Genomic DNA, 15,846 nt, shown 5'->3' with positions numbered 1-15,846 from the left:
TATCACCTTTAGGTTATTGCCTACATATGATGTTCCCAAAATAATCCAAGGGGATCTGTATGGAAAAGGCTTTTCCACGCTCTCAAGAGTCCATGATTTCGATCATCCGAAATGGTCTTCCCAAAACCTCTTCTCCCAAACAAATCGTGATCGTCGGGGCAGGGATGGCTGGGCTGGTTTCCGCCTCTCTACTGAAAGAAGCCGGGCATCAGGTCACGATCCTCGAAGGCTCCGATCGGGTTGGCGGCCGTGTCTTCACCCTTCGTTCTCCTTTTCATGATGGTGGGTATATTGAGGCTGGGGCAATGCGAATTCCTAGCACCCACCTATTGACGCTGAAATACATCTCGAAATTTCGTCTCCCCCTAAACGAGTTTATTAACACGACACCCAATGATCTGTTCTATGTGAATGGAGTTAAAGCACGTCGGTGGATGTATGAAAAAAAGCCGAGCATCCTTCGTTTTCCGGTAGCTCCTCAGGAAAGAGGGAAGACGGCTGACGAATTAGCTCAGCTTGCAGTTAAGCCTATCACAGACTTTATCAATCAAGATCCTGAAAAGCATTGGCCTATCATCATCAAAGAATTTGATAAGTACTCCATGGAGCTTTTTTTGCGTGACAATCCCGTGGGCGTCTCTTTGTCCGCAGCGGCCGTAAACATGATCAATGTGATGTCTGGCTTCGAAGGATTCCCGGAGCTTTCCTTCCTGGAAATCTTGCGCGACTTTATCCTCTTCACGCCTTCTACTCGGTTTTATGAAATCACAGGCGGTTTTGACCAGCTGCCTTGTTCGTTCCTTCCCCAATTACAGGACAACATTTTTTTCAACTGCAGGATGACCAAAATCAGGGGCAGTGGGAACAGCGTAGCGATTGCTGGCGATTTTACCGACCGGGCAAAGCCGTTTGAAGTAACGGCGGATCACGCCATCATTACGGTTCCGTTTACCGTCCTCCAATTAGTAGAAGTGGAGCCTAACAACCTGTTTTCTTATCACAAATGGAATGCCATTCGTCAGCTTCACTACGTCTCCTCCACCAAGATCGGCATCCAGTTCTCGCGTCGCTTCTGGGAAGAAAATGGATTGTACGGGGGGCAAACAGTCACAGACTTACCGATTCGCCTTTCCTATTATCCCAGTCATCATTTTGGCGGAGCTGGTGGTGTTGTCTTGGTGAGCTATACCTGGGAAGATGATGCCTTGCCCTGGGTCCATTTGTCGGAGGAAGAACAGGTCAGGAAGGCACTGCAAGTCATGGCTCGCATACATGGGGAAGTCGTTTACGAGACTTTTGTCACAGGGACTGCGCATAACTGGGTGATGCAGCCATTTGCGGCTGGCGCTTTCACCATGTTCAAGCCTTTTCAGGAAACGGAATTGGGTCCCTACATCTCTACTCCAGAGGGTAGAGTCCATTTTGCGGGTGAACACGCTTCAGATTATCACGGCTGGATCCAAGGAGCGATACAATCGGCGATTCGAGTCGCGGTGGAGATTCATTCCAGCACTCGGTATGCCTAGACTCGTCCTACACCTATTTTCTTTCCAGCAAATGCTTCAGTTTCTCTCTGACTTCTGACCATTCCGTATCGAGTATGCTGTAAAACACATTATCGTGGACAGAACCGTCGGATTTGATTCGATGCTTGCGGAAAACCCCTTCCTTTTTCGCTCCGATTCGTTCCAGTGCTTTTTGTGATCGTTCGTTGTGCCCGCTCACGGAAAACTGCACACGAATCGCCTCGGCTTGTTCGAAGCAGTATTGCAGCAGGAGGTACTTGCACTCTGTATTGACTCTCGTTCTCCAGTATGCAGGAGTAAGCCATGTCCAGCCGATCTCCACATTGCGGTTTGTCACGTCGATATCGCCTAGGCGCGTGGTACCGATGACTTTGCCTGACTCCTTTTCCAGGATGGTAAAAGGGATATGCGTTCCTTGCCTTTTTTGCTCCATTGCCAGGCTGATGATTTCATCGAGATCTATCTCCGACGATATTTTCCGCCAGGTGTACTCCCAAATTTCCGGATGATGTAAGGCTTTACGCAGCTCGTCCCGATGACTTTCTTCCATCGGTGCAAGAACAATAGATGTACCGGTCAAAATCTCGCTTCCACTCATTTGCATCCTGAATCCCCTCTTTCGTCACGTCATTTCTAACGGAAAATTCTTCGTGACCTCATCATAATCAGAAGAGCTGGCCTTCACAAGCTTTTCCAACAGTCCCAATGCAAGGGGCCCCATTAGAAAACTTGGCCCCGCCAAGCTTTGTGGCGGAGCCTTAGTTGCACTGATACTGGCTAAGAATTTTATCAATTCTTACTGTACAAAAAAAGAAGACCCGTCCTCACAGCCGGATCTTCCTTGCTTCCAAGTGTTTTATTCGATTTCCTTTTCAGATTCTCTTGGCTGGTAGGATAAGCCGTGGCCAAACTCGTAAAGGGCGCCACCCTTGCCATCCGGGATCGTCACTGGCAGCTTGCCGGTTGGGTTGTTTTTACCAAAAATCGTGTCTGCCGTTGCCGCGAAGCTCGCATTTCGGAAGCCGTACTGGGCGAGATAAGCGTCTACTTCCGGATAAGCCATGATGTCGTACGGATTGCGGATGCCGACAGCGATTACGGGCTTATCCGTTTTCTGGATGATTTGCTTGTAAATGCCCATCAGAGCGTTATCGGGTGATCTGCCTTTGACATCGAACGTATAGGACCCGATGATCACAGCGTCTGCCTCTTCCACCAGCTTCGCTTGCTCATTGGTCAGTGCTTCGCCTGCGATTTGGATCGTCGCTGTATTGGCGTGGTGTTTTTTCACGGCGTCTGCCAGACTGTCGATGTAGGTCGTCCCTACCACCACGATCTTTTTGTCTTCCACGAGCTTAAGTGGGAGTGCGCCGCTGTTTTTGACCATCGTCACGGAGCGAGCTGCAGCTTCAGCCTCTACTTGCTTGTTTTCCGCAGAGCCGATGATCGCCTTGGCACGCTCGATTTGCGCGTCTGCACCTTCTGGGTTTTCTGCTTGAAAGATTCCCCGCTTCACTTTCAGCGTCAGGATGCGTTTGACGGAATGCTCAATCCGCTCTTCGCTGATCTCTCCCTTTTTCACGGCTTGGAGGACACCCGACGTCACCTCTTCCAAACCGATCGGCATCAGCACGATATCTACGCCCGCCTGCACGGCTCGAACAGCCGCATCAACCGGCCCAAAATGGTCAGCGATTGCCTGCATATTCATGGCATCCGTCGATACGACGCCATCGAAGCCGAGTTCTTCGCGAATCAAGCCTGTGATGACTTTGGGTGACAGCGTGGCAGGCAGCGCAATCTCCGTGCCGTCCTTTTTCGAGATTACTTTGGTGTCATCGATTTTCGGGAAGGTGACGTGCGCCGTCATGATGGCATCGACGCCCGCTTCCATTGCCTTTTTGAACGGATAGAGCTCCACTTTTGCCAAACGTTCTTTGTCATGAGGGACTTCCGGCAACCCCAGATGCGAGTCGACGGCTGTATCGCCGTGACCTGGAAAGTGCTTGGCGGTGGCGGCGATCCCGTTTTGCTGCAGTCCTTTTACGTAGGCAACACCCAAGTCGCTGACCAGCTGCGGGTCTTCCCCAAACGACCTGACCCCGATGACCGGGTTGTCCGGATTGTTGTTCACATCCATATCGGGAGCGAAGTTGGTGTTGATCCCGAGGGCAGCCAGCTCTTTGCCAATGACATCTCCCACTTGCAGAGCCAGCTCCTTCGAACGCGTAGCGCCTAGCGCCATGTTCCCCGGCATATCTGTCCCTTGCTGCAAACGGGTCACGATCCCACCCTCCTGGTCTATCGTTACCAAGAGACCGTATTTCTCTGCTGCCAGCTGATAATCATGGACAAGGCGAACAGTCTGCTCCGTGTTCACCACGTTTTCACGGAACAAAATCACGCCGCCGACCTTGTATTTTTTGACGAGTGCCTCGATTTCCGGCAGCATGTTTGTCACGTCCTTGCCGTTCCATTTGCGGAAATCAGGCATCATCATCTGCCCCACTTTTTCTTCCAGCGTCATACCCGAGATTGCTCTGTCAATGATCTGGTAACGCTCCCCTTTTTGTTTCACGACCGTTACCTTCTGCTCTTCCTTGTTTTTGTAATCGAAGGCGATCCGGTCTTCAAACTTGCCGTCGGTCACGGAGATGAAGGTTCTGCCGGGATGCTTGGCGAAGCTCACGATGCCCTTTTCATCGACGGCAGCCACATTTTTGTTGGAGGTTTTCCATTTCAAGCCTGCGGATGCTTTCTCAAAATGACCGTCTCGGTAAACATGGAGCGCTTGCAGCTGCAGGGTGTCTCCTGCTGCCATGCCCCCTTCTGCTTCAGGAGCGTTCAGACTGATGATCAGATCGACAACATCTGTCCTCTCTTCCGCATTCGTTTTCACAACACTCTGTGAATAGATGGCCTGACTGAGCAGCAAAGCAAGTACCATCAGAACCGCACTGATTTTCTTTCTCCCAACCCTCATGGCTTCATCTCCTCTTATTTTCCTTCACGGGACCATCCATCCGACAACCAGTCGAGATCGATTTCATGACCCGCTCCGTCCTTCACTTCCGGATCATGGACAAACCAGCCCCGTCCATTGACGGTCGCATCAGTCGCATAGCGAAAGCGGATTTGCTTCGTCCCGGAAGGCAGCTCCCACGAGACGTTTTCCCAGTCGCTATCTCCCGTTGCGGCAGGGCCTACCTCGGTCCAGTTCTTCCCGTCCTCAGATGCTTCGACGTAGCCGAAATCAGACTCGTTCTCCATACGGAACCAGGTATCAAAGCTGAGTGTCCCCCCGTCTTCCAGCTCTACCTCAGCGGTTAAGGTGTGTTCTTGTTCATCGCCGACACCTGCAAACCAGGCTCCGTCCTTCCACGGGATCTCAACGGGTATCGCCAAGGCAGCCTGACGGGCTACTCCCCTTCGGACGGGATTGGTGGAAACGGTATTGCGCGTAGGATGGACGCGGTTGGTGAGAACGATGCATATCGTTTCATTGTTGGGACTGACGACGATCGAGGTGCCTGTGTATCCGGTATGTCCCATCGTCCTGCTGTCGCTCAAGGCATCCATATACCAGCCTTGATACAGCTCCCAGCCAAGTCCATGATCATCTCCTGGGAACTCGGGAATCTGGTTTTCTGCCATCAGTTCGACCGATTCCTCGGAAAGAATTCGCTTCCCGCCGTACTTGCCACCGTTCAGCATCATCTGGGCAAAAACCGCCATGTCGCGAGCGGAGCTGAACACTCCCGCGTGACCTGCCACACCGTCCAGCGACCAGGCATTCTCATCGTGTACTTCTCCCCAGACCATCCCTCTTTGTGTCCATGGCTGGAATTCGGTTGCAGCGATCCGTTTTTTCAGGCGCTCTGCCGGATTGTACATCGTATCGGACATGTCCAGCGGCTCCGTAATATGCTCACGGACGTACGTATCCAAGCGCTGGCCTGTCAGCTTTTCCACCAACGCCCCCAGCGTGATCAGGTTCAAATCGCTGTAGACGTAGTTGCTTCCCGGGCGGTTGACGAGTGGATGACGCAAGACGATTTCCATTCTTTCCTCCCTGCTGTCTCCCATTTGGTACAGCGGGATGAACGGTTCAAATCCAGAGGTATGGGTCAACAGCTGTCGGATGGTCACTTCTTCCTTGCCGTTGTCCGCAAACTCGGGAAGGTAGTCAGCGACGGGATCATCCAGGTCGAACCGGCCTTTTTCGTACAGCTGCATGATCGCCGTGGAGGTGAAGAGCTTGCTGACAGATGCCATATCGAAAATGGTGTCCGTATCCATTCGTATAGGCCGATCCAACGGCGTTTTTTTATCATCGGCGTACTGTGCGGAGAAGCCGTACGCCTGCTCTTTTACGATGACTCCTCGGCGTGCAACGAGCACGACAGCGCCGGGCATCACGCCCTCTTCCATCGCCGTTTCGATGAGTGAATCGATCTCTTTTAGCGGCGCGGCGGTCATGCCAGCTGCGGAAGGCTTCCCCGGACGCAGCTTTCCGTTGCTTGTGCCAGGCTTATCCCATGGATGGGAGAGAGGGTGTTTGACTGGCTTGTTTTTTTTCTCCTTCTTCTCGATAGACGGGGCATCCCCATCCCCCCGTTTTGCGGCTGCTGCCGGAACAACCATCGCTCCCCAAGCCATACTCACACATAGACCGGCAATGGCAATCCTTTTTTTCATCGCAATCACTCCTAGTGGTAGAGCAGATACGCCTTGCGCAGCTGCTTGAATGCGTTCAGCTCAGCTTGCCAATCTGCGATGATGTCGTCCACAGATGCTCCTTCGTCGATCGCTTTGCGAACCTTGTCCGTTCCCATCAGCTTGTCGATCCAGTTGTCGCTGCGCCAAGCAAAATCATCCGGGTACAGCTCTTTCAATTCCACCATGATAGCAAGAGCTGTACGTATCGGGTCATACTTCTCGCGATCCGTCACGTAAATCTGCAGTCCGCCGACGTTGATACCGGCGTGCTTGGAGAAGGTAGGGTTGAAGTACGCTTCCCGAAAAGCTACGCCTGGCAGATTCAGACGATTCATTCGCTCCGCTATCTCCCACCCTTTTATGTACGGGGCACCGACCAGCTCGAACGGGCGCGTGGTTCCGCGGCCTTCGGAAAGATTGGTTCCTTCGAACAGGCAGTTGCCTGGATAGACCAGCGCAGTATCAGGAGTAGGCATGTTGGGCGACGGCAGCACCCAAGCCAGTCCCGTCTCGTCATACGGCATGTCCCGCTTCCAGCCCTTCATCTGGACGATTTGGAGATCCGCCTTTTTCCCGATCTCTTTGACCAGGAACTGCTCATTAAATAAAACAGCGAGCTCGCCCACCGTCATGCCATGGCGGACAGGAATCGGATAGATGCCTACGAATGACTCGTAAGCAGGATCGAGAACGCTTCCCTCTACCTTCTCTCCGCCAATCGGATTGGGCCGATCCAGCACGATGAATGGCTTGTCCTCCAAAGCTGCTGCCTTCATGGCGTAGGCCATCGTGGAAATGTACGTGTAGAAGCGTGAACCGACATCCTGGATATCGAACAGGATGACATCGACATCGCGGAACAACGGGGAGATTTCCTGCGGTGTTTTTCCGTACAGGTTATAAAACGGCAGCCCTGTTTTCGGATCTTCGTAGGTGCCAGGGACTGATCCCGCCTGCTCCGTTCCCCGGATCCCATGCTCCGGACCGTATACCGCCACCAGATTCACGTTCTTTGCGAGCAGCGCATCTACATCGTGCGTCAGATCCTGTGTTACTCCCGTCGGGTTCGTGATGAGCCCTACTTTCTTCCCTTTCAGCATTTCGGGCTTTTCAAGCAACAGCTCGATTCCCGTTTGGACAGCGGGACCACTCTTTTTTTCCTTGGCTAAACCAAGATCGGCAGCTCCTGCAGCAGTCAGCGTGCAGAACAAAATGAGTGACGACAAATAGCGAAGCCAGCGAGTCTTTTTCAAAGCACGATCACCTCCACTTTTCGTAGAATACAAGGGATGAACGGCCACTCCCTCCTCTCCTTACATAGTCGAGTCTGGTGCGCTCTCACAGAATCTGGAAGCATCTACCATCGATAATAAAGGTTTCATCCTGATTTTTCGCGGGAATCATTTACCAAATTTTCTAACAAATAAACCGTCATTCTCTTACTTTCCTAGTTCTTTCTATCTACCATGAATTGGAAATCACCACATAAAAAAACCGGAAGACCCAGCATCTCTTGACGCTGCAAAGTCTTTCCGGTTATTTGCCTGCTTAGACGAGTCCGAGCGCGAGTGCCAGCAAGATGGCCGAAACGCCGCCCGCAATCGAGCCTGCGACATTGACGGCATCGTTGTTCCAGCCAGTGCGACCTCGTGTCCGCACAGCTTGCCTGCCGCAGTGACGGTCCTGCTCGATATCGCGACCACACACATCGCAACGGTACATTTGCTGCCAGGTCGCACCAATCCATGAATCTGCCAGCGCCCCGATCATGCCTGCCAAACCGGCAATTCCGGTCCAGGCAAAAGGTCTTAGTCCACTCGCAGCCGTATCCGGAGCAAGTGGGGTCACCGCCAGCAGCAACCAGGCTACGGCACCGATAAAGAATCCACCCACCAGTGAAGCACCCATGCCGAGGCCAGAAACACCTCCCGACGTACCTGGCGGAACAGGGCGTCCTGTCTTGATTGAGATCGGCGGTGTCCGACTCAAGCCACCGATTTCGGTAGCCCACGTATCAGCCGTGACCGCCGCCATCACACCGAGAAAAGCATACCACCAAAGCGGATGGGGATACATCCCATTAGCCGCACACAGCAGCATCCCCAAACCTCCGTTGGCCAACACCTGTCCGGCATCGCGCCTCCCGCCCTTCTCATAGCCGCTCTCTGCCTCTTCTTTTGCATGCCTTTTCCATTTGGACAACAGGGTCGAAGAGACGAAAAAGGCGATCAGAGATCCGAACCAGACAGCGCTTCCCAGTGCGTACATCAACGTACCCACAATCACCGCCGCTGTAAAGCCGGAGCCGGACAGCGACCGCTTTGCATAGGCCATGCCCGCAATCCCGGCGCTGCATGCCAGTCCTATCAACCATTCCAAAATACGCCGCCCTCCTTTGCTATAAACTATTATACCTGAGCGCAAGAGACTAGGACCTTTCTTTCTGATCCTAATCTGACGCTGATTTTTACGAGAAGGGATCGCCTCATTTTTATGTATGACCTGCAGAGAGTATAAGCTAAAATAAACGTTAAAACCTTGGGCGAGGTGAGGGGAGACATGGATATTTCGATCCGAAGTGCACAGCCAGATGATTACGCGTCGTTATTGTCTTTGTTTTGGCAGGTTCATCATTTGCACGTTGTAGAGCGACCAGACCTATACAGAAAGAACGCGACTCCAGTCGGAGAAGAGTTGTTTCATAACCAGCTGAAGGATGATAAGCAGCAGATCTTTGTAGCTACCCTGGGAAATGAAATCGTCGGTGTCGTAGTTTTAAAGGAAGAAGAAATACCCGAAAATTCATTCGTGAATGCGAGAAAGATCTTACTGGTTGATAGCTTATGTGTGGCGGATTCGCATCGAAAAAAGGGCATCGGACGTAAACTGCTGCAATATGTTTTTGACTTTGGAAGAGGCTTGAAAGTAGATAGCATTGAATTGGGGGTAATCGAGGCGAATCAAAATGCGATCCATTTCTATCAGTCTATGGGAATGACAACGAAAAGCAGGAAAATGGAGTTTCGATTAGACTAAAAGCGGCGGCCATAGACTTTCCTATCCGGTCTGCGGTCGCCGCTGTTTCTTTCTTCTATTTACGCTGGCGCTAACTGGCGCAAGCGATTCAGGACCGCACAGCTCTGGCAGCATTCACTCGTCCAAATTTCCAGAAGGTACCCGTTCCCGGGATTGGATCTGAGGTCGTCTGAATGACGCTCTGGATTTGGACATTCGTTTTGCCCTGAGAAGCCAGCAGAGCAGCCAGGCCGGCGACGTGGGGGGAAGCCATAGAAGTGCCACTCAGATAAGCGTAGTAACTGCCGGGATAGGTGGACAAGATATTTTCTCCGGGAGCCGCCACATCCACCCAACGACCGTAGTTGGAAAATCCGGACTTCACGTCATTGGCATTGGTCGAGGCGACAGAAATGACATTTGGGTAGTTGGCCGGGTAGCTCGGTACGACCGACCCGTCATTTCCAGCGGCAGCCACGATGACAGCTCCACTCCTCCACGCATAATCGATAGCGGACTGAAGGGTAGAAGATGTTGCAGGAGAACCGAGGCTGAGGTTGATCACTTGCGCTCCCTGTGCGGCTGCAAAAATGATTCCCCTCGCTACGTTCAGGAGATCGCCACTGCCCGAATCGTCCAGCACACGTACCGGCAAGATCGAAGCGAGCGGACAGACACCTGCGATTCCGTAAGCGTTGTTGGTGACGGCAGAGGCAATGCCAGCCACATGCGTTCCATGGCCGTTTCCATCCATGGGATTAGCGTCATTGTTCACGTAATCGTAGCCTTGGCTGATTTTCGATTGCAGCTCCGGGTGATCCAACTGCACCCCTGTATCCACGACCGCAATTTTGACAGCCGCGCTGCCCTGCGTCACGTCCCATGCCGAAGGGGCTTGGATCGTTTGAGGGCCATATTGATAGCTTGCAAAGTAGGGATCGTTCGATGTCGCGAACGCCTTGAATCGATAGTTCGGTTCTGCAAATTCGATCTCGTCCAAGCCCTGATAATGCTTCCATATCCGCCGCATCTTACGCTTGGAGGTTAGGTGGTAGATCCCGAGCTCTTGTTCACTGCCGATCAACTCGCATTTGGCCTTTCGATGAATCTCTATCATCTGCTCTTCCGTGATCCCGTCATGAAAGCGAACAATCAGCTGGTTGGGCACGTGATCATGCCATTTCTGATCTTCCCTGCGATCCCAATACACATAGAGGGCGCCGAAGAGAGCAGCTGCGAACAGCAGGCCGATCCACAATCCCATATCGCATTCCTCCTTGTACAGAAAATAGTAACTCCTTCCTGTTTATGCGGGAGGAAATCTATGGGATTGGATGCTTACCCTTTTTCGAAAGAATTTCATACAAATGCACTATATTTTTACACGCTAAACATACGGCGAATGATGTTTTTCTCGGTCTCGCCTGCCCCCTTATTTTTGAGAATCAAGAATAAACATCGATGCATCTTGTCCCATGAATATTTTACTTCCACTATAAAAAGTTTTAGATTGAATTTTCTTGTATCCGATTTTACTCATCATCTCGGCTAGCTCTTCTTGGTGAAATCCGTTATGAACAAGATCGGAAACGACTTTCTCATTTTTATCAAAATCTACGATGAGTAAATGGCCTCCTTCCTTCAGAACATCAAACAATCTTGATAGAACGAATTCCACGTCCTTGATATGGAGGAGAACCTGGGCCATAAAAATATAGTCAGCTCGCAAATCCGATATCTCTTCCTTTTCAAAATCAAAGCATAGTGTAGCTACATTTTGCAGATGAGATGCTGAAATTTTTTGATTGATTTGATCGATCATGTTTTGTGAAGTATCCAGAAAAAGCATAGATTGAAATTCGTGCAGCAAATTCATTCCGACAAGACCAGTTCCACAGCCAAAATCAATCGCATTCTTCTTTTTCGCGTCAAGTACGTAGTCACGAATGGCATCAGATGATACCTTTGCCATATGAATTCTTTCCGCAGTATCGTATGTATTCGCGATCATTTCAAACTTATCCGTATTTCCCATTACTCCCTCTCCTATCTGTCTAGCTAAAATCCTTGCATCCAATCCAAATCTATCGAAGCACGAGCATTTCGTCTCCAGTCTTATTCACGTCTACTGTCTGAACCTGCTCGGCTGTGACTCCGTTGGCAGAATTAGGCCATCGCCTCAGAGCATTCACCTATTTTATACATATACTGCTCGGGAAGGAGGCGTTTGTATGCAGCATCCCGATCATCCCAACCTGCCGTATCAATATGATCGGCAGCTGAACCCTGTATATGCCGGGAAGACCTTTCGTTATGATTACGAAGATGGCAATGTGTTTATCATTCATTTCTTCGATCGCACTCATCGCCATGATCTAGGGGTTGCGGGTCCGCATAAAGGATTTAATGGCTATTATACATTCCATTACGTGGAGATCGCTCCTTGCGTTTACTTTATGTATTGGCTGGAGGAAGTCTACACGGTGAGCCAGGTTGCTGATTTTGACAGGATGCGGGTCTACACCCATTATACCTATGAGGAAAAGGGTACTCGCAAAAGCTTATTCCATTCCGGAACCATTACTGAACTTGACCGCTTCTCTTGGTGAACGCTCCCTGCTTTTCCTTTCAAAAAAGCTGCCGAATTCGCTTCGGCAGCTTTTTTTGTTCTCCTAAATACTGAAATTGTAATGTTTCCATAAAGGCACTATAATGAATGTCGTTATTCAGAAGCTGGACGTTCATTGACAGTAAAATTTGAATTTTTTGCAGTCAGCCGTACGGTGTTTCATAGCTTCCAGGTTCAGGCTGATAGGAGGATTTTTATGTTTCAAAAAGTGCCGTTTTCTTTTCTGGTGATTATCGGATTCATGTTGTTTGCCTTGTTTTTTGGAGCCGGTAATTTGATCTTCCCGCCTATGCTCGGTCAATTGGCAGGAACAAATGTCTGGCTAGCCAATGCAGGATTTCTAGTTACAGGCGTGGGATTGCCGCTCCTTTCGATCATAGCCTTTGTTTATTCTGGACAAGACGACTTACGTTCGTTAGCAAGTCGTGTTCATCCGCTCTTTGGTATGATCTTCACGGTTGTTCTTTACTTGGCTATCGGTCCCTTTTTCGCAATCCCTAGGTCCGGCAATGTATCTTTTGAGATCGGGGTCAAACCATTCCTATCTGACCAGGCAGGTTCAATCCCGCTCTTTCTATTTACCATCCTGTTTTTTACCACTGCATGTCTCTTATCTCTCAATCCTGTAAAAATCATCAGTGTGGTCGGGAAAATTTTAACCCCAATCAAATTGACGTTTATCGGATTTATTGTCATTACAGCCGTGATCCGTCCTATAGGAGCACTGCAGGCACCATCGGAAGAGTACACGAGTCATGTATTTTTCAAAGGCTTTCAAGAAGGCTATTTAACCTTGGATGCTCTCGTCGCTTTTGTTTTCGGGATCATTATCGTGAATGCCCTTAAGGAAAAAGGAGTTACGACCCAAAAACAGCTTTTGGCCACGTGTGCAAAGGCGACCTTGATCGCCGGCACGCTCCTCGTACTTTTTTATTCGGCTCTCTCCTATATGGGAGCTTCCAGCGTGGAAAAATTGGGTCATTTAGAAAACGGAGCCGAGGTTTTGGCTAAGGTTTCGAGCTATTATTTCGGTTCCTACGGTGCCATATTATTAGGCTTCATGATTACAGTGGCTTGCTTGACCACTAGTGTAGGGCTCATAACCGCTTGCTCGTCCTTTTTCCATCTATTGATTCCGACTGTCTCTTACAAAAAGTTTGCCGTTCTTTTATCGGTTTTCAGTACACTTGTCGCAAATATCGGACTAACACAGCTGATCAAGGTGTCCGTTCCGATCTTAATGACGATGTACCCGATTGCCATCTCCCTCTTATTCTTAACCTTTCTACACAAAGCCTTTCGTGGTTGGTCTGAGGTGTACCAAGGAAGCTTGCTTTTCACCTTGATCATCAGCTTGTTCGACGGGCTGAATGCGGCCGGCGTGCACATCGCCGTCATTGAAAGCTATTTCACTCAGTATCTTCCCTTGTATGAGGTAGGCTTAGGCTGGCTGCTTCCCTCTATCCTAGGCGGCTTGTGTGGATACCTGTTTCGCGCATTCCGCAAAAGCAGATCACCTCGCCCTCGGACGATCCGGTTGCAGGATGGAAAAACAGACCGATTGTGAATGCGATCAAAGCATGAGAGATCCCGTTGAACTTCGGGTATAGGCGACGCTTTAGCAGAAAAAACAGAACCCTCTGGACACTCGCGTCTAGGGGGTTCTGTTCACTCAAAACGTAATCCATCATGCCAATTTTGGATGGTTGATCAAACGGAAAGCGGATTGAGGTGCGCTTTGAAAAAACGGCTGTCGGCGGCTCTCTAAACCCGAGCAAGCTTCTCTGGATTTCGAACGGCATACATTCTCGCAAGCTTTCCGTGCCGGAGTTGTATCAGGATAGCGGCCAACGTTTCCTCTCCCGAACGAATGATGAATCCCGTCTCTCCGTTCAAAGTAGCCACTTCGAAGCGAAGCTTGCCCTGATAAATGGTCCCTTTGCCCTGGAATCCGTCGAGCAGGACTCGAACCACGTGATCGCGCGTCTGTACCGGATGCCGGAACGCCCTTACTTTTCCGCCTCCGTCAGCGACGAGCATGACATCCTCGGTCAACAGAGACAGCACATGATCGACGTTCCCTTGCTCGAGGGAGGTGAGGAATCGGTTGACCCATTCCAATTCGACTGTTTCAGCGGCGACCGCCTCCTGCTCCGTTATTTCCATCTTGTTTTTTGCCCGGCTCACCAGCTTGCGGCAATTCGCCTCTTGCTTGCCGAGCAGTTCCGCAATTTCCGAATAATCGAAGCCCAGGCCTTCACGCAGGACAAAAACCGCCCGCTCTGTCGGTGTCAGCCTTTCCAAAAGTACGAGCATGGCGTAGGACAAAAGATCGCGGCGGGCAACCGTCATCTCGAGCGTTTCTGTCTCCTGTGTCCGAACCGGCTCGGGAAGCCACGGACCGACGTACACTTCCCGCCTTTTCCGCGCGGACTTCTGCTGATTGAGGCAGTGATTGGTTATCATTTTGCACAAATACGCCTTCGGTTTCTCCAGACGTTCCAAATGTACGTCAAGCGACTTTATGAATACGTCCTGCACCGCATCTTCTGCGTCTGCCGCTGAGCCCGTCAGCTGATAAGCAAGCGTGAACAGCAGCGCCCTATATTGATCGTACAGTTCTTTCATTCGCCGCCCCACCTTCTCCCGTTTGTTGGAAACTGTTCCCTTTTCCATCTCTTCCTTACTATCGTAGCATGCTTCCTCCATCCCATGCCAGTTTCCTGAATTTCCAGGCAGGCTTTCCTGTAATCATCATCGTCAGTCCCCATTTGCGCCCCCACACCAATCCGCGATTTTCCCCCAAGCCGATGCAGTAGAAATCCAATGGTACTGATTTGTGTACGGGCGCGGGGCTGCCCTTTAGATCGGCCATCACGATTTTTCCCAGACGGTCTGCCTGCAGCACGCCTTCTCCGCACCTCATCTGATCTGCCTTGCCTGTGCGCGGATCCACAATTCTTGCGCAGTCCCCAATGCTGTATACGCCGGGCGCCCCTTTCACGCGATAGCATTCATCCACCAGCACTTGACCTTCAGGCGTAAGCGGCAAGCCCATGCGGAGAAGGGCCGGATTCGGGATCAGACCAATCGTCCAAATACATAGGCCAACCTCCAGGCTCTCGCCATTGCTGAGTGTCACCACACCCGCTTCTTCCCGCATCGCCTTGCAATTGTGAAGCACTTTTACTCCACACTCATGAAGAGTCTGCTCCAGCTTCCGACCAACTTTCTGCGGCGCTTCCAGGAACAGCCGCTCCTGCGCGTTCAGCAAATAGACAGCGGTATCCGATGGATTCAGCCCCACTGCCGCCGCTTCCTCCCGCATCGCAAGCGCCAGCTCGGCAGACGTCTCGATGCCGCTGATCCCCGCTCCCGCAACCACAACCGAGAGCAGCCGTTTACGTTCTTCCGGATTCGTCTCACCAGCAGCCTTGCGCAGGTTGGCATGCCAGCGCTCCCGGATGTCCGATGCAGATTGCGGGTCGGTCAAGGCGATGCCACCCTGCGCCGGATCCAGTCTCCGAACGATGCTGCCGACCGTCACAACTAAAAGGTCATAACGAATTTGTGCTTCCTTTTCTTGCGCATCCGTATAGGTAAGCTGTTTCTCACCACTATCTATAGAAGTAACTGTCCCTTGCACGAATTCGACTCCTTCGGCAGCCCAATGCGACCAGGGAACTGTAATCTCTTCCCCGCTCACTGCAGGACGGAACAACAACACCTTGCGTACATGCCCAGGCAGCTTATCGAACAAAACAAACCGAATCCGCCTTCCGTTCGCCATGCCCCGAGTCGTTTCCTTGATTGCTTTGAGCGCATGAAGCCCTGCATGGCCGCCTCCGATGATAATGCATGTCATGTCGTTCATTTCCCTCAGCCCCTTTACGTTTTACACATATAACAAGGTAGGCTTCGGATTTGTGACATCGGAAACGAAAATAAACCTTTTTC

General features: G+C 51.0%; 13 protein-coding genes. 4 read left to right on the top strand and 9 right to left on the bottom strand.

Annotated elements, in window-relative coordinates:
* Positions 1-59: 59 nt before the first annotated feature.
* Positions 60-1,526, top strand: a complete 1,467-nt coding sequence (locus EDM59_RS15775; RefSeq protein WP_122924464.1) for a flavin monoamine oxidase family protein — start codon at positions 60-62, stop codon at positions 1,524-1,526.
* 13 nt (positions 1,527-1,539) lie between these two features.
* Here EDM59_RS15775 and EDM59_RS15770 read toward each other — a convergent pair whose 3' ends face one another.
* The 5 genes from EDM59_RS15770 to EDM59_RS15750 form a co-directional block, all read right to left on the bottom strand.
* Positions 1,540-2,130 (bottom strand): GNAT family N-acetyltransferase, encoded by a 591-nt coding sequence (locus EDM59_RS15770; RefSeq protein ID WP_122924463.1) that lies wholly within the window; start codon positions 2,128-2,130, stop codon positions 1,540-1,542.
* Positions 2,131-2,382: 252 nt separating this feature from the next.
* Complete coding sequence (locus tag EDM59_RS15765) at positions 2,383-4,509, bottom strand: glycoside hydrolase family 3 protein (RefSeq protein ID WP_122924462.1); 2,127 nt, start codon at positions 4,507-4,509, stop codon at positions 2,383-2,385.
* Between the two features lie 14 nt (positions 4,510-4,523).
* Positions 4,524-6,224: a serine hydrolase domain-containing protein gene (locus EDM59_RS15760; RefSeq protein ID WP_122924461.1), complete on the bottom strand. Its 1,701-nt coding sequence runs from the start codon at positions 6,222-6,224 to the stop codon at positions 4,524-4,526.
* A gap of 11 nt (positions 6,225-6,235) precedes the next feature.
* A complete protein-coding gene (locus EDM59_RS15755; RefSeq protein WP_122924864.1) occupies positions 6,236-7,498 on the bottom strand; it encodes an exo-beta-N-acetylmuramidase NamZ family protein in 1,263 nt (420 codons plus the stop codon).
* Positions 7,499-7,793: 295 nt separating this feature from the next.
* Positions 7,794-8,624 (bottom strand): DUF92 domain-containing protein, encoded by an 831-nt coding sequence (locus EDM59_RS15750; RefSeq protein ID WP_122924460.1) that lies wholly within the window; start codon positions 8,622-8,624, stop codon positions 7,794-7,796.
* Positions 8,625-8,804: 180 nt separating this feature from the next.
* Here EDM59_RS15750 and EDM59_RS15745 point away from each other — a divergent pair, with 180 nt between their 5' ends.
* Complete coding sequence (locus EDM59_RS15745) at positions 8,805-9,281, top strand: GNAT family N-acetyltransferase (RefSeq protein WP_122924459.1); 477 nt, start codon at positions 8,805-8,807, stop codon at positions 9,279-9,281.
* Positions 9,282-9,369: 88 nt separating this feature from the next.
* Here EDM59_RS15745 and EDM59_RS15740 read toward each other — a convergent pair whose 3' ends face one another.
* Both EDM59_RS15740 and EDM59_RS15735 read right to left on the bottom strand, forming a co-directional pair.
* Complete coding sequence (locus tag EDM59_RS15740) at positions 9,370-10,524, bottom strand: S8 family peptidase (protein WP_122924458.1); 1,155 nt, start codon at positions 10,522-10,524, stop codon at positions 9,370-9,372.
* Positions 10,525-10,692: 168 nt separating this feature from the next.
* Positions 10,693-11,295, bottom strand: coding sequence for a class I SAM-dependent methyltransferase (locus EDM59_RS15735; RefSeq protein WP_122924457.1), 603 nt, complete (start codon positions 11,293-11,295; stop codon positions 10,693-10,695).
* A 196-nt stretch (positions 11,296-11,491) separates the two neighbouring features.
* Here EDM59_RS15735 and EDM59_RS15730 point away from each other — a divergent pair, with 196 nt between their 5' ends.
* Both EDM59_RS15730 and brnQ read left to right on the top strand, forming a co-directional pair.
* A complete protein-coding gene (locus EDM59_RS15730) occupies positions 11,492-11,869 on the top strand; it encodes a MoaF-related domain-containing protein (protein ID WP_122924456.1) in 378 nt (125 codons plus the stop codon).
* Positions 11,870-12,085: 216 nt separating this feature from the next.
* Entirely contained in the window at positions 12,086-13,456 is a 1,371-nt protein-coding gene (gene brnQ / locus EDM59_RS15725) for a branched-chain amino acid transport system II carrier protein (RefSeq protein ID WP_122924455.1), read from the top strand.
* A gap of 197 nt (positions 13,457-13,653) precedes the next feature.
* On the opposite strand, the gene sigJ is transcribed toward brnQ, so the two are convergent.
* Positions 13,654-14,517: an RNA polymerase sigma factor SigJ gene (gene sigJ / locus EDM59_RS15720; protein ID WP_122924863.1), complete on the bottom strand. Its 864-nt coding sequence runs from the start codon at positions 14,515-14,517 to the stop codon at positions 13,654-13,656.
* A gap of 58 nt (positions 14,518-14,575) precedes the next feature.
* The gene (locus EDM59_RS15715) at positions 14,576-15,763 is read right to left on the bottom strand and encodes an NAD(P)/FAD-dependent oxidoreductase (protein WP_122924454.1); all 1,188 of its coding nucleotides are present in this window, start codon (positions 15,761-15,763) and stop codon (positions 14,576-14,578) included.
* Between the last annotated feature and the right edge of the window lie 83 nt (positions 15,764-15,846).

Source organism: Brevibacillus nitrificans (genome assembly GCF_003710965.1).
GTDB lineage: Bacteria > Bacillota > Bacilli > Brevibacillales > Brevibacillaceae > Brevibacillus > Brevibacillus centrosporus.
Note: the sequence above shows the minus strand (reverse complement) of the source record. Positions and strands in the feature narration are given on the sequence as shown.

Coding starts and splice junctions, on each gene's coding strand:
- EDM59_RS15715 (WP_122924454.1), bottom strand. CDS start 15,763: ATGAACGACATGACATGCATTATCATCGGAGGCGGCCATGCAGGGCTT.
- EDM59_RS15765 (WP_122924462.1), bottom strand. CDS start 4,509: ATGAGGGTTGGGAGAAAGAAAATCAGTGCGGTTCTGATGGTACTTGCT.
- EDM59_RS15760 (WP_122924461.1), bottom strand. CDS start 6,224: ATGAAAAAAAGGATTGCCATTGCCGGTCTATGTGTGAGTATGGCTTGG.
- brnQ (WP_122924455.1), top strand. CDS start 12,086: ATGTTTCAAAAAGTGCCGTTTTCTTTTCTGGTGATTATCGGATTCATG.
- EDM59_RS15770 (WP_122924463.1), bottom strand. CDS start 2,130: ATGCAAATGAGTGGAAGCGAGATTTTGACCGGTACATCTATTGTTCTT.
- sigJ (WP_122924863.1), bottom strand. CDS start 14,517: ATGAAAGAACTGTACGATCAATATAGGGCGCTGCTGTTCACGCTTGCT.
- EDM59_RS15735 (WP_122924457.1), bottom strand. CDS start 11,295: ATGGGAAATACGGATAAGTTTGAAATGATCGCGAATACATACGATACT.
- EDM59_RS15775 (WP_122924464.1), top strand. CDS start 60: ATGGAAAAGGCTTTTCCACGCTCTCAAGAGTCCATGATTTCGATCATC.
- EDM59_RS15740 (WP_122924458.1), bottom strand. CDS start 10,524: ATGGGATTGTGGATCGGCCTGCTGTTCGCAGCTGCTCTCTTCGGCGCC.
- EDM59_RS15745 (WP_122924459.1), top strand. CDS start 8,805: ATGGATATTTCGATCCGAAGTGCACAGCCAGATGATTACGCGTCGTTA.
- EDM59_RS15730 (WP_122924456.1), top strand. CDS start 11,492: ATGCAGCATCCCGATCATCCCAACCTGCCGTATCAATATGATCGGCAG.